Source organism: Kitasatospora albolonga, assembly GCA_002082585.1.
Lineage (GTDB): Bacteria > Actinomycetota > Actinomycetes > Streptomycetales > Streptomycetaceae > Streptomyces > Streptomyces stephensoniae.
On record CP020563.1, the window covers coordinates 3,603,716 to 3,617,245 of the forward strand.

Genomic DNA, 13,530 nt, shown 5'->3' on the forward strand with positions numbered 1-13,530 from the left:
GGGCGGAAGCGCACGCAGGGTGACGGGTGCGGAGCCGGGGGTTACGCCGCGGGGCCGACGGTCAGCCCGTCCTCGGCCCCGTCCCCGGCCCGGTCCACCCGTACGGTGTCACCGTCCGTGATCTCGCCGGAGAGGATCTCCTTGGCGAGCCGGTCGCCGATCGCCGTCTGGATGAGGCGGCGCAGCGGGCGTGCCCCGTATGCCGGGTCATTGCCCTCCTGGGCGAGCCAGGCCAGCGCCTCGGGGGTGACGTCCAGGGTGAGGCGGCGGTCCGCGAGGCGCTTGGCCAGCCGGTCGATCTGGAGGCCCGCGATGTGCGCGAGCTCGTCGCCGGAGAGGGCCGAGAAGACCACCAGGTCGTCCAGCCGGTTGATGAACTCCGGCTTGAAGGAGGCCCGCACCACGTCCAGCACCTGCTGCTTCTTCACCTCGGGCTTGACCAGCGGGTCCATCAGGAACTGGCTGCCGAGGTTGGAGGTGAGGATGAGGATGGTGTTGCGGAAGTCGACCGTGCGGCCCTGACCGTCGGTGAGCCGGCCGTCGTCGAGGACCTGGAGCAGGATGTCGAAGACCTCGGGGTGGGCCTTCTCGACCTCGTCCAGGAGCACGACACTGTACGGGCGGCGGCGGACGGCCTCGGTGAGCTGGCCGCCCTCCTCGTAGCCGACGTAACCGGGCGGGGCGCCGACGAGGCGGGCGACGCTGTGCTTCTCGCCGTACTCGCTCATGTCGATGCGGATCATGGCCCGCTCGTCGTCGAAGAGGAAGTCCGCGAGCGCCTTCGCCAGCTCGGTCTTGCCGACGCCCGTGGGGCCGAGGAAGAGGAACGATCCGGTGGGCCGGTCGGGGTCCGCGATCCCGGCGCGCGTACGGCGTACGGCGTCGGAGACGGCCTGCACGGCCTCGGTCTGGCCGATCAGCCGCTTGCCGAGCTCGGACTCCATCCGCAGCAGCTTCTGGGTCTCGCCCTCCAGCAGCCGCCCGGCCGGGATACCGGTCCAGGCTCCGACGACGTCCGCGATGTCGTCCGGCCCGACCTCCTCCTTGACCATGGTGTCCTTGTCCTTGGAGGCTTCCTGCTCCGCCTCGGCGGCCTCCTCCAACTCCCGCTCCAGGCCCGGGATCTCCCCGTACAGCAGCTTGGAGGCGGCGTCGAAGTCGCCGTCACGCTGCGCCCGTTCGGCCTGGCCGCGCAGCTCGTCCAGGCGCTCCTTGAGCTCGCCGACCCGGTTGAGGCCCTGCTTCTCCTTCTCCCAGCGGGCGTTGAGGCCGCGCAGCTCCTCCTCCCGGTCGGCGAGGTCGCGGCGCAGCTTCTCCAGACGCTGCTTGGAGGCGGCGTCGGACTCGTTCTTCAGCGCCAGCTCCTCCATGCGCAACCGGTCGACGGAGCGCTGGAGTTCATCGATCTCCAGGGGCGAGGAGTCGATCTCCATACGGAGCCGGGAGGCGGCCTCGTCGACCAGGTCGATGGCCTTGTCGGGGAGGAAGCGAGAGGTGATGTAGCGGTCGGAGAGGGTGGCGGCGGCGACGAGCGCCGAGTCCGCGATCTGGACCTTGTGGTGGGCCTCGTAACGGCCCTTGAGACCGCGCAGGATGGCGATGGTGTCCTCGACGGACGGCTCCGCCACCAGCACCTGCTGGAAGCGGCGCTCCAGGGCCGGGTCCTTCTCGATGCGCTCGCGGTACTCGTCGAGCGTGGTCGCGCCGACCATGCGCAGCTCGCCGCGCGCGAGCATCGGCTTGAGCATGTTGCCCGCGTCCATGGCGGAGTCGCCGCCCGCGCCCGCGCCGACGACGGTGTGCAGCTCGTCGATGAAGGTGATGATCTGGCCGTCGCTCTCCTTGATCTCGGAGAGGACGGTCTTGAGGCGCTCCTCGAACTCGCCGCGGTACTTCGCGCCCGCGACCATCGCGCCGAGGTCCAGCGAGACGAGCCGCTTGTTCTTCAGGCTCTCGGGGACGTCACCCTTGACGATGCGCTGGGCGAGCCCCTCCACGACGGCGGTCTTGCCGACGCCGGGCTCACCGATGAGCACCGGGTTGTTCTTCGTCCGGCGCGACAGGACCTGCACGACGCGGCGGATCTCCTGGTCCCGGCCGATGACCGGGTCCAGCTTGCCGTCACGCGCGGCGGCCGTGAAGTCGGTGCCGAACTTCTCCAGGGCCTTGTACTGGCCCTCCGGGTCGGGTGTGGTCACGCGGCGCCCTCCCCTGCTCGTCTCGAACGCGGCCAGCAGCTTCTTCGCTCCGGCCCCCTGTCCGTCGAGGATCTCACCGGCGCGCCCGCCCTTCGCGGCGATGCCGATGAGCAGGTGCTCGGTGGAGAGGTACTCGTCGCCCAGCTCCTTCGCCCGCTGCGCCGCGTCCTGGATGACGGCGAGCAGCTCGCGGTTCGGCTGCGGCGGGGCCACAGTGGAGCCGGTGACGCTGGGGAGGGAGCCGAGCAGCTTCTCGGTCTCGGCGCGCACGACGGCCTGGTCGGCCTCGACGGCGGCGAGCAGGTCGGTGATGTTCTCGTTGTCCTGGCCCCCCAGCAGCGCGAGCAGCAGATGCCCGGGGGTGAGGTCGGGGTGCCCGTCCTTCACGGCCCTGTCGGTGGCCGCGTTGATGGCGTCCCGGCTCTTGTTGGTCAGCTCGGCGTCCACGTGTCCTTGCTCCTCCTCGCAGCTGGGGGTTCCTTGATGATTCCAACCTGCACAAAGTTGAGTCTATTCCACTCAAGGCAGTTCCCGCACCCTTTTCGGGGCCGACCGGCCGGACCGCGCCCGCCGCCCCGCCGCCTACGCTTCACCCATGGCAGACGTACGCAACCCCAGCCCCGAGTACCTCGCGTTCTGGCGCGAGTACCATCTGTGCACCCTGACGACGCTCCGCCCGGACGGCACGCCCCACGTGGTGCCGGTGGGGGTGACGTACGACCCGGAGGCCGGGGTGGCGCGCGTGATCACCAACAAGGGCAGCCGCAAGGTCGCCAACATCCTGGCCGCCGGTCCGGAGGGGGCACGGGTCGCCGTCTGCCAGATGCACCGGGCCCGCTGGGCGACGCTGGAGGGCCGCGCGGTGATCCGTACGGAGCCGGAGGTCGTCGCGGACGCGGTGAGCCGCTACGCGGAGCGCTACGAGCGCACGCCTGCGCCGAACCCGGACCGGGTCGTCATCGAGATCGCCCTCGACCGGGCACTCGGCAGGGCCTGACCCGGGGGACCCCCGGGCGAGGGTGTCCCTCCGCCGCCCCGCCCCTCGTCGTACGGGAGCGAGCGCGGCTCCCCCGGGCGGGGGCAGCCAGCCTCTCCGTGCCCGTACGGAGGCGGCCTCTCCGTGCCCGTACGGGGACAGCTCTCCGCTCCGTACGGAGGCAGCCTCTTCGCCCCCGTACGGAGCCAGCCTCTCCGTGCCCGTACGGAGGCAGCCCCTCCGCCCCCCGTACGGGGACAGCACAACGGCGCCACCGTGTTCAGGTCACGGTGGCGCCGCTGTGTGGGGGAAGCGCCGGAGCGATAGGTGACGACGGGGGAATCGCTCAGGCACTGCGGGGGGTGGCGGAATGGGGTTCCGAAGCGACCAGCTCGTGGTCCCGCTGGTCGAGGTTCACAAAGATCATCCCGTATCTGACGGCGCAGCGGACCGGCTGCGGCGCGCCACGGGGGCGTCGGAGACAGCGATAGGCGCGGACATCTTCGTCCTCTTCCAGCACCACGACGATCGGCTCCCCGAACAGGGTGACCATCAACGAGTCGCCACGGCGGGGGAGGGCCGTGAGCAGATCGATGAAATGCCACCCTGAGCGATAGGCGGTTGCCATCTCGCGCCGGAAGGTGCGGTCGTCCGGCGGCGTGGTCATGCGACCGAGTCGGCCGGCGCGGACCAGCCGAGGTCCCCGGGAACTCCGGCCTGGGCGGACCAGCCGATGTCGCCGGGAACTCGGGTCTGGCCGAACCAGCCGATGTCGCCGGAGGCGACCGTGGAAGTCACGCCCCCCTGCTTGCCCGGGGCCTTCCAGCCGATGTCAGCCGTCCACCCGATGTCGCTCTTGGCAACCGCTCCGCCGCTCCCGCCGATGCCGTCAGCAGCCTGCAGCCCAAGGCCGAGGGCCACAACGAACGCGGCGGCAAGCGCCGAGCGAAGCATTCGCTTGTACATAGTCGGCTTCGTCCTCACTTGTGGATTCCTCTCCCCCGCACCTAAGACGATGTCCCACCTGGGCACACGAACACCACCGAGTCGATGCATCATGTTCTTGCAAGTTCAGGAACCTGGGGGGTGGAGATATGACCAAAAACCACATAAAGCCGACACATCCTCACGGGATCACCGAACTCTGCGACGAGGGCGGGCGCCTTTACGCCAGTGCGCTGCGCTCCGGCCGCATCGCGCGCTCCGAAGTGGAGTCCGCCCCCTGCCTGATGGACTTCGCCCTGCTGCACCCGGACCCCGACGCTCCGGACTGGCTCCGGCCCGTACCGCCGTCAGCGGCGCTGGCACAGCGCCTGCACCCCCTGGAACGCGAGATCCAGGAGCGGCGGCGGCATTCGGTCGAACTGACCGAGTGCTTCAAGCCTTTTATGGACATCAGCGCGCAGGGCCCGCCGACCACCCACGCCATCACGGTGCTGGAGGGCGTCCCGCGGATCAACGCCGCCCTCGACCTCGCCACCGCAGAGTGCCGCACCGAAGTCCTGACCGTCCAGCCCGGCGGCGGCAGGGACGAGGACAGCCTCAGCAGATCGCTGGAGCGCGGACTGTCCGTCGTACACCGGGGGGTCAGGATTCGCACCCTCTACCAGCACACCGCACGCCACAGTCAGAGCACGCTGGCCTACGCGGAGCGCATCGCGGACGACAACGTCGAGATACGCACGCTGGAAGAGCTCATCGAACGCCTGATCGTCTTCGACCGGAAGGTCGCCTTCATCCCCGCCCAGGACGACCGCCAGGTCGCCCTGGAGCTGCGCCACCCCGGACTGGTCGAGTACCTCGCCAAGGTCTTCGAACAGCTCTGGACGCGGGCGGCCCCGCTACTGGAAGAAGTCAAGTACGAGCCGACGCCCGAGGGAATCAGCGGCGTCCAGCGGTCGATCGCCCAGCTCCTCGTCGAAGGCCATGTGGACGACTCCATAGCCCGCCGCCTCGGCATGAACGTCCGTACCTGCCGGGCTCATGTGGCCAAGCTCTCCGCGGCCCTCGGCAGCAGCAGCCGGGCGCAACTCGGCTATCTGATCGCGCGGTCAGGAATTCTGGAATCGGATTCCTGACCACGCGACAGATTCCCCCGCAGGTAACCCGGACGTGACTGCACAATGGGGGAGAGTACAGCCAACGCCCGGGTTGTGCCGGGAGAGTTCCCGGCTCCCCCGACACGTCAATACTCCCCCCACAACTAGGCTTGTGCCACCGTCCACTTGTTGCACTGCATAAAGCAGGGGGATCCCAAATGGGCATCGACGAAGACAGAACAGGACATCGTCCGCACGGGAATACCGAGCTGTGCGATACCGCGCTCCGGCTGTACGAAGTCGCCCTGCGCGCCGGTCGGGTGGCGCGAGCGGAAATCGCCGCCGCCCCCTGTCTCATCGAGCTGTCCCTGCTCCACCCCGACCCGTGGGACGACCTGTGGATGCGCCCCGTACCGCCGTCCGCGGCCCTGGCCGATCTGCTGCAGCCGGTATCCCGGGAAATACACGAACGGCTGAGCCTGGCGGCCTCTCTGAGCCAAGCGCTCATTCCTTTGACCGCCGTGGCCAACGACAACCCCAACCTCGCAATCAGCGTGCTTGAGGGAATTCCGGCCATCCAGTCGGCTATCGACGAAGCCACCACCACCGCCACCGACGAGGTCCTGACGGCCCAGCCCGGCAGCGATCGTCCTTCGAGCAGCCTGCAAGCGGCTCTGAGCAATGCCCAAACCGCACTCCGGCGCGGGGCCCGAATCCGGCACATCTACCAGCATCCGGCCCGCTACAGCAGCGCCATCAGGGACTATCTTGCCCAGGTACCGGCCCAGCATCTCCAGGTGCGCACCACCGAACTCACCGTCGAGCGGCTGATCATCATCGACCGCGCGGTGGCCTTCATCCCCGCTTCCGCCGACCGCCACACCGCCCTGCGCATCCGCCACCCGGCCCTGGTCTCGTACCTCATCCAGGTCTACGAAGTCCTGTGGGCCCAGGCCGTCCCCCTGGCCGAAAACCATCAGGCGGCCGCACCGGACACCCCGGTCACCGCCGTCCAGCACAGCATCGCCCGGCTGCTCACGGAAGGCCATGTGGACGACGTGGTCGCCCGCAAGCTGGGTATCAGCGTCCGTACCTGCCGCTCCCACATCGCCAAGCTCATGCAGACCCTCGGCGCCACCAGCCGCACCCACCTCGGGGCGCTCCTGGTCGAATCGGGCATCGTGGATGCGGCGTCGGCCGACGACCCACCCTCCTCCGATGCCGGGCAGTAGCCGGCCGTGAACGGCTTCGGCGCACCCGGGCGCCGAACGCCGACGACGGCCTCGGCCGGGGGATGCCGCCAGCGCCAAAGAGAGAACACCAGATGTGCACGACACCGGACACGGACCGCATCGGTACGGCCGACGGACTCTGCGAACCTGCCATGGAGCTGTACGCGACGGCTCTGCGCGAAGGCCATATCGAGCAGACGGCTATCGCCCGGACGCCGTGCCTCGCCCGGCGGGGCCTCGTCCACCCCGACCCGGACAGCGAGGGCCGGTGGCGGCCCGTCCCGGCGTCGGCCGCGCTCACCCGCCTGCTCAAGCCGTTGGCCCGGGACGTCTTCGAACGCCTCGACGCCACCACCGCGCTCGTCGACGCCCTGATGCCGCTCACCGCCATCGCCGACCGCGCGCCGAACCCCGCGATCACGGTCATCGAAGGGCGCGAGCGGGTCATGGCGGCGCTCGGGGAGGCATCCCGTACCGCCCGGGACGAAGTGCTCACCGCACAGCCCGGCGGCAACCGCCTGGTCGACAACATGCGGCAGGGGCTGGACAACGCCCAGGCCGTCATCGCGGCCGGCGGCCGTATGCGCCACCTCTACCAGCACCCCGTGCGCTACAGCACGCGCTTCACGCAGTACCTGGACCAACTGCCCCAGGGCCACCTGGAAGTGCGCACGATGGAGCAGGCCATCGACCGCCTGATCGTCTTCGACCGGAAGGTGGCCTACGTCCCCGCCGCCCCCGGCAACAACACCGCCCTGCAGATCCGCCACCCGGCCCTGGTCCGCTATCTGGTCCACGTCTACGAGGTCCTCTGGGCCCAGGCGACGCCGTACGACCAGCCGCTCCCGACCGCGACCCCCGGGGCTCCGGTCACCACCGTCCAGCACAGCATCGCCCGCCTCCTCACCGAAGGGCACGCCGACGAGGCCATCGCCCGGAAGATGGGCATCAGCGTCCGTACCTGCCGCTCCCACATCGCCAAACTCATGCAGACCCTCGGCGCCACCAGCCGCACCCACCTCGGCGCCCTCCTCGTCCGCTCCGGCATCGCCCGGGCGAACCCAAGCAAATCACTGACATAAAGTCAGCGTCCGCTCCAGCGCCTTCAGTCGCTCTCGGCAAAGAAGCTCTGCGGTAGTTCGAAAACCCTTTTGGGCTTCGCAGTAGCGATGTCATGATGCCCTCGTATCGAGTAGCCGATCAAACGGAGTGAGACCCTTGAACGACACCCAGGGCACCCGGAACACCGATGACCTCCTCGTGTCGGTGGAGGTGATGGGCTATGTGCAGGACCGGGCCGGAGCCACCGACCCGGTCGCCACCGCGGCGGCCGACATCGCGTGGGACTCTTGGCCGAGCGCCGGGTCCGAGCTCCTTCCCGGCGTCTGAAAGTTCCGTCTCCACAAGCAAAGAGCGGGGCTGCGTCCGAGCGACGCAGCCCCCATGCAGGCCGTGTCATACAGCCGTTCACACAGCGGGAGGCGCAGTGGACCACAGACTGGTCGTCGGTATCGCAGAGGCACTGGGCTGGAACGGGCCGGAGCGGCTCGGCACCGGTTTCGCCCGGGGCAGCCTCAGCGAACGGGATCTGCCCACACGCATGCTGACTCCCGACCGGCTGCTGGATCTGGCTATGCGCAGAAACCTGGGCAACCCGCAGATCCGCTGTTTCCGTGACGGCCAGGAGCTGCATCCCGGCGCGTATCTGAACCAGGGCATGGGTGGGGCGGGCCTGGTGAACATGCGCCATCTGGGCAAGTTGCTGGATGAGGGGGTGACGATGGTGCTGGACCGCGCCAACGTCTTCGACCCCACACTCGAGGCGGTCTGCCGGGCCCTGCAGTGGTGGTCGGGAGAACGCGTCAACGTCAACATCTACCTCACCACCAACGCCGCGGGCGGCTTCGGTCTGCATTGGGACGATCATGACGTCCTCGTCGTTCAGCTCTCGGGAGAGAAGGACTGGGAGGTCCGAGGCCCGTCGCGTTCCGTGCCGCTGCACCGCGACGCCGTCCGCAACGACATACCCGGCGAAGAGACCCTCTGGACCGGGACCGTGCGCCCCGGCGACATCCTGCACATACCGCGCGGCTACTGGCACATGGCAGGCCGGGACGACCGCGGGTCGGGGCACAGCCTGCACATGACGTTCGGGTTCTCCACGAGGACCGGCACATCCTGGCTGTCCTGGCTCGTCGACCGGTCCCGCGAGAACGAGCTGTTCCGCCGCGATCTGGAAACCCCGGCCGCATCGGAGCAACACCAGCAGCTCACCGAAGCGGCCCTGGAACTCGTCGGGTCCCGCACCCCCGCGGACTTCCTGGCAGCACGCGAGCATGATGTCGCCCCGTCCCGGCATGTCCCCTTCCTGGAGACGTTCGGGCATCCGGACTCCGTCGTCTGCGTCTGCGAGTTCCGTCCCCGGGTCCTCGATCTGGGAGAGACGGTCGAGGTGCTCTCTTCGGGTAAGAAACTCACCTTCAGGTCCAAGGCACTACCCGCCCTCCGTCTCTTGCTGAGCGGAAGACCGGTGCATGTGAACCGGGCGGCCGACTCGGTGGGAGACGAGGTACACGCACTTGCTGAACTCTTGATGCGCCACGAGTGGTGTGCGCCCCTGACACCCGAGCTGGCCTCCGGCTACTCCGGCCTCGTGGCCGATGCGGCCCCATGAGAACCCATCGCCGCTGACGGCGGCCGACGCGCACCGGACGTAACGCGCAAGAAGGCAGGATCATCTCGATGATCCTGCCTTCCGCACAGGCTTGGAACGCTGCTCAGCCCTTCGGCCGCTTCACTCCACGGCTCACGTCACTCCGTGGGGCGCTTCGGCTTCGGGCGCCAGACCACCAGCGCGCCGGTCTGCTGCACGTCCTGGTACGGGACCAGATCGCGGCGGTACGAGGCGTGCACCTGGGCCTCGCGCTGCTGCATGGCGACCGCCGCGCCGTCCACCGCCGCCGACAGCTCGGCGACGCGCTGCTGGAGCGCGGCGACCTGGTTCTCCAGCTCGATGATGCGCTTGATGCCCGCCAGGTTGATGCCCTCGTCCTGCGACAGCTGCTGCACAGTGCGCAGCAGCTCGATGTCGCGGGCCGAGTAGCGCCGGCCGCGTCCGGCCGTACGGTCCGGGGAGACCAGGCCGAGGCGGTCGTACTGGCGCAGCGTCTGCGGGTGCAGGCCCGAGAGCTGGGCCGCGATCGAGATCACGTACACCGGTGAGTCATCGGTCAGCTGGTACGGATTGCGTCGACGGCCGTCCATCTCAAGCTCCCTTCGCGGCCTGGAACAGTTCCGCCCGCGGGTCCACGTCCGCGGTCGCCTTGCGGTAGGACTCCAGCGCGTCCCGGGCCTCCTGGCCGAGGTCCTTGGGGACCGCCACCTCCACGGTGACCAGGAGGTCGCCGCGGGTGCCGTCCTTGCGGACCGCGCCCTTGCCCCGGGCGCGCATCGTACGCCCGTTGGGGGTGCCTGCGGGCAGTTTCAGGGTGACCGGCGGACCGCCGAGGGTGGGCACCTTCACCTCACCGCCGAGCGTCGCCTCCGGGAAGGTGACGGGCACGGTGACCGTGAGGTTGTCGCCCTTGCGGCCGAAGACCGGGTGGGCGCCGACGTGGACGACGACGTACAGGTCGCCGGCCGGTCCGCCGCGCTCGCCCGGGCCGCCCTTGCCGCGCAGCCTGATCCGCTGGCCGTCCGAGACACCCGCCGGAATCCTGACCTGCATGGTCCGGGCCGACTTGGCCCGGCCGCTGCCGTGGCAGACGTCGCAGGGGTCCTGGGCGATGAGGCCCCGGCCCTTGCAGTCCACGCAGGGGTCGGTGAGCGAGAAGCCGCCGCCGGTGCCGCGCGAGACCTGGCCGGTGCCGACGCAGGTCGGGCAGACCCTGGGGGTGCCGTTCTTGTCGCCGGTGCCCGAACACGCCTTGCAGGGCGCCTGGCTGGACATCCGCAGCGGGACCGTGGCCCCGTCGACCGCCTCGGTGAAGCTGAGCGTCACCTCGGACTCGATGTCCTGGCCGCGCCGGGGCTGGACGCGGGTGCCCGTGCCGCCCCGGTTGAACAGCCCGCCGAAGACGTCGCCGAGACCGCCCCCGCCGCCGCCGAAGCCGCCGCCCTGCGCGCCGCCCTGGGCACCTCCGCCGAAGAGGTCGCCCAGGTCGAAGTTGAAGTTGCCGCCCGCACCACCGGGGCCGGCGCGGAAGCCACCGTTGCCGAAGAGGGCGCGCGCCTCGTCGTACTCCTTGCGCCGCTTGGTGTCGCCGAGGACGTCGTTCGCCTCGGAGATCTCCTTGAAGCGCTCCTCCGCCTTGGCGTCACCCTTGTTGGCGTCGGGGTGGAACTCGCGGGCGAGCTTGCGGTACGCCTTCTTGATCTCGGCGTCGGTGGCGTCCTTGGGGACGCCGAGGACCTTGTAGTAGTCCTTCTCGACGAAGTCCTTCGTGCTCATCGACGTCCCTCCTTCCGGACGATCGGCGCGGCGGCCGGCCCATGGGCCGGCCGCCGGACCGGTCGGTGTGCACCCTGGTGGTCAGACGGTTCGCCGTCAGACCTCCTCGGTGCCACCGCTCTCCTCGTCGTCTGTCTTCTCTTCCTTGGCCGCCGCGGGCGTGGCGCCCGGCTGCGGCTCGGCGACGGCCACCCGCGCGGGGCGGATGGTGCGCTCGCCGATGCGATACCCCGGCTGGAGGATCGCCACGCAGGTCGTCTCGGTGACGTCCGGCGCGTAGCTGTGCATGAGGGCCTCGTGGATCGTCGGGTCGAAGGGCTCGCCCTCCTTGCCGAACTGCTGGAGGCCCAGCTTCGCGACGACGGTCTCCAGCGATTCGGCGACCGACTTGAAGCCGCCCACCAGCTCGCCGTGCTCCCGTGCGCGGCCGACGTCGTCAAGCACGGGCAGGAGCTCGGACAGGAGGTTCGCGACGGCGATCTCCTTGACCGTGACCCGGTCGCGCTCCACGCGGCGGCGGTAGTTCTGGTACTCGGCCTGGAGCCGCTGGAGGTCCGCCGTGCGCTCGCCGAGCGCCGTCTGGGCCTGGTCCAGCTGGGCCGTCAGACCGACGGCCTGGTCGGTGTCCCCGGCCGGGGCCGCCGCCTCCTCCTCGGAGGGTGCGGCGGCCTTCGGCTCGGCGTCATCAGGGGTGGCGCCGGAGGGGACGTCGGGCTTCTCCTCGAAGCCCGGCTTCTCCTCGGTCACGCCGCACCGCCCTTGGTGTCCTTCTCGTCGTCCACGATCTCGGCGTCGACGACATCGTCATCGGCCTTGCCCTGGGCGCCGCCCGGAGCCTCGGCGCCCGTCGCCGCACCCTCGGCCTGGGCGTTGGCGTACATCGCCTGGCCCAGCTTCTGGGAGACGGCGGCGACCTTCTCGGTGGCCGTACGGATCTCAGCGGTGTCCTCGCCCTTGAGCTTCTCCTTCAGCTCGCCGACAGCGGTCTCCACCTCCGTCTTGACGTCCGCGGGGACCTTGTCCTCGTTGTCCTTGAGGAACTTCTCCGTCTGGTAGACGAGCTGCTCGCCCTGGTTGCGCGACTCGGCGGCCTCGCGGCGGGCGTGGTCCTCCTCCGCGTACTTCTCGGCCTCTTCGCGCATCCGGTTGACCTCGTCCTTCGGCAGCGAGGAGCCGCCGGTGACGGTCATCTTCTGCTCCTTGCCGGTGCCGAGGTCCTTGGCGGCGACGTGCATGATGCCGTTGGCGTCGATGTCGAAGGCGACCTCGATCTGCGGGACACCGCGCGGGGCCGGCGGCAGACCGGTCAGCTCGAACATCCCGAGCTTCTTGTTGTACGCCGCGATCTCGCGCTCGCCCTGGTAGACCTGGATCTGCACGGAGGGCTGGTTGTCCTCGGCCGTCGTGAAGATCTCGGAGCGCTTGGTCGGGATCGTGGTGTTGCGCTCGATGAGCTTGGTCATGATCCCTCCCTTGGTCTCGATGCCGAGGGAGAGCGGGGTGACGTCGAGGAGCAGGACGTCCTTGACCTCGCCCTTGAGGACACCGGCCTGGAGCGAGGCACCGATGGCGACGACCTCGTCCGGGTTGACGCTCTTGTTGGCGTCCTTGCCGCCGGTCAGCTCCTTGACCAGCTCGGCGACGGCCGGCATACGGGTGGAGCCACCGACGAGAACGACGTGGTCGATCTCGGAGAGCTGGATGCCCGCGTCCTTGATGACGTTGTGGAACGGGGTCTTGCAGCGCTCCAGGAGGTCCGCGGTCAGCTGCTGGAACTGCGAGCGCGTGAGCTTCTCGTCCAGGTGCAGCGGGCCCTCGGCGGACGCCGTGATGTAGGGCAGGTTGATCGTGGTCTCGGTCGAGGACGAGAGCTCGATCTTCGCCTTCTCCGCGGCCTCGCGGAGACGCTGGAGAGCCATCTTGTCCTTGGACAGGTCCACGCCGTGGCCGTTGGCGAACTGCTTCACCAGGTAGTCGACGACGCGCTGGTCCCAGTCGTCACCACCGAGCTGGTTGTCACCGTTGGTGGCCTTCACCTCGACGACGCCGTCACCGATCTCCAGGAGGGACACGTCGAAGGTGCCGCCACCGAGGTCGAAGACGAGGATCGTCTGGTCGTCCTTGTCCAGGCCGTACGCCAGGGCGGCGGCGGTCGGCTCGTTGACGATGCGCAGGACGTTGAGGCCCGCGATCTCACCGGCCTCCTTGGTCGCCTGACGCTCGGAGTCGTTGAAGTACGCCGGGACGGTGATGACCGCGTCGGTCACCTTCTCGCCCAGGTAGGACTCGGCGTCCCGCTTCAGCTTCTGCAGGATGAAGGCGCTCATCTGCTGCGGGTTGAAGCTCTTGCCGTCGAGGTCGATCTTCCAGTCCGTGCCCATGTGGCGCTTGACGGAGCGGATGGTCCTGTCGACGTTGGTGACCGCCTGGCGCTTGGCCACCTCGCCGACGAGCACCTCGCCGTTCTTGGCGAAGGCGACGACGGACGGCGTGGTCCTGGCGCCCTCGGCGTTGGTGATGACGGTGGGCTCGCCGCCTTCGAGAACGCTGACGACGGAGTTAGTCGTGCCCAGGTCGATGCCGACCGCACGTGCCATTTCGATTCCTCCAACTGACTACTTGAGTGGATCTGACT

11 protein-coding genes and 1 pseudogene are annotated in these 13,530 nt (G+C 69.3%); 5 read left to right on the forward strand and 7 right to left on the reverse strand.

Translation table 11 applies throughout. The features are described from left to right. Positions 1-41 precede the first annotated feature (41 nt). The gene (locus B7C62_15595) at positions 42-2,645 is read right to left on the reverse strand and encodes an ATP-dependent chaperone ClpB (GenBank protein ARF73530.1); all 2,604 of its coding nucleotides are present in this window, start codon (positions 2,643-2,645) and stop codon (positions 42-44) included. A 148-nt stretch (positions 2,646-2,793) separates the two neighbouring features. Between B7C62_15595 and B7C62_15600 the strand changes: the two genes are divergently transcribed. After that, positions 2,794-3,195: a nitrilase gene (locus tag B7C62_15600; GenBank protein ARF73531.1), complete on the forward strand. Its 402-nt coding sequence runs from the start codon at positions 2,794-2,796 to the stop codon at positions 3,193-3,195. 325 nt (positions 3,196-3,520) lie between these two features. Here B7C62_15600 and B7C62_15605 read toward each other — a convergent pair whose 3' ends face one another. Both B7C62_15605 and B7C62_15610 read right to left on the reverse strand, forming a co-directional pair. Then, positions 3,521-3,841, reverse strand: a complete 321-nt coding sequence (locus B7C62_15605) for a (2Fe-2S)-binding protein (GenBank protein ARF73532.1) — start codon at positions 3,839-3,841, stop codon at positions 3,521-3,523. Further along, positions 3,838-4,158 carry a hypothetical protein gene (locus B7C62_15610; protein ARF73533.1) on the reverse strand — a complete coding sequence of 107 codons (321 nt, stop codon included), beginning with the start codon at positions 4,156-4,158 and terminating at the stop codon, positions 3,838-3,840. The genes B7C62_15605 and B7C62_15610 overlap by 4 nt, the downstream gene beginning before the upstream one ends. A gap of 194 nt (positions 4,159-4,352) precedes the next feature. Here B7C62_15610 and B7C62_15615 point away from each other — a divergent pair, with 194 nt between their 5' ends. The 4 genes and pseudogenes from B7C62_15615 (at position 4,353) to B7C62_15630 (ending at position 9,119) form a co-directional block, all read left to right on the forward strand. Beyond that, positions 4,353-5,252, forward strand: a complete 900-nt coding sequence (locus tag B7C62_15615; GenBank protein ARF77186.1) for a helix-turn-helix transcriptional regulator — start codon at positions 4,353-4,355, stop codon at positions 5,250-5,252. A 179-nt stretch (positions 5,253-5,431) separates the two neighbouring features. Beyond that, the gene (locus tag B7C62_15620) at positions 5,432-6,445 is read left to right on the forward strand and encodes a helix-turn-helix transcriptional regulator (protein ARF73534.1); all 1,014 of its coding nucleotides are present in this window, start codon (positions 5,432-5,434) and stop codon (positions 6,443-6,445) included. 94 nt (positions 6,446-6,539) lie between these two features. Next, a pseudogene (locus B7C62_15625) lies at positions 6,540-7,527 on the forward strand (helix-turn-helix transcriptional regulator). A 404-nt stretch (positions 7,528-7,931) separates the two neighbouring features. Next, entirely contained in the window at positions 7,932-9,119 is a 1,188-nt protein-coding gene (locus tag B7C62_15630) for a cupin (GenBank protein ID ARF73535.1), read from the forward strand. A gap of 137 nt (positions 9,120-9,256) precedes the next feature. Here B7C62_15630 and B7C62_15635 read toward each other — a convergent pair whose 3' ends face one another. From B7C62_15635 to B7C62_15650, 4 genes are all read right to left on the reverse strand, one after another. After that, positions 9,257-9,709 carry a heat-shock protein HspR gene (locus B7C62_15635; GenBank protein ID ARF73536.1) on the reverse strand — a complete coding sequence of 151 codons (453 nt, stop codon included), beginning with the start codon at positions 9,707-9,709 and terminating at the stop codon, positions 9,257-9,259. 1 nt (position 9,710) lies between these two features. Beyond that, on the reverse strand, positions 9,711-10,895 hold the full coding sequence (locus tag B7C62_15640) for a molecular chaperone DnaJ (protein ARF73537.1): 1,185 nt from the start codon (positions 10,893-10,895) through the stop codon (positions 9,711-9,713). Positions 10,896-10,991: 96 nt separating this feature from the next. Next, positions 10,992-11,642: a nucleotide exchange factor GrpE gene (locus B7C62_15645; GenBank protein ID ARF73538.1), complete on the reverse strand. Its 651-nt coding sequence runs from the start codon at positions 11,640-11,642 to the stop codon at positions 10,992-10,994. Next, positions 11,639-13,492, reverse strand: coding sequence for a molecular chaperone DnaK (locus tag B7C62_15650; GenBank protein ARF73539.1), 1,854 nt, complete (start codon positions 13,490-13,492; stop codon positions 11,639-11,641). Before B7C62_15650 ends, B7C62_15645 begins: the two co-directional genes overlap by 4 nt. Positions 13,493-13,530 lie beyond the last annotated feature (38 nt).

What these genes read in the sequence shown, in the direction of transcription:
- B7C62_15650 (ARF73539.1), bottom strand. Translation starts at nt 13,492, where the DNA reads ATGGCACGTGCGGTCGGCATCGACCTGGGCACGACTAACTCCGTCGTC.
- B7C62_15635 (ARF73536.1), bottom strand. Translation starts at nt 9,709, where the DNA reads ATGGACGGCCGTCGACGCAATCCGTACCAGCTGACCGATGACTCACCG.
- B7C62_15620 (ARF73534.1), top strand. Translation starts at nt 5,432, where the DNA reads ATGGGCATCGACGAAGACAGAACAGGACATCGTCCGCACGGGAATACC.
- B7C62_15605 (ARF73532.1), bottom strand. Translation starts at nt 3,841, where the DNA reads ATGACCACGCCGCCGGACGACCGCACCTTCCGGCGCGAGATGGCAACC.
- B7C62_15600 (ARF73531.1), top strand. Translation starts at nt 2,794, where the DNA reads ATGGCAGACGTACGCAACCCCAGCCCCGAGTACCTCGCGTTCTGGCGC.
- B7C62_15640 (ARF73537.1), bottom strand. Translation starts at nt 10,895, where the DNA reads ATGAGCACGAAGGACTTCGTCGAGAAGGACTACTACAAGGTCCTCGGC.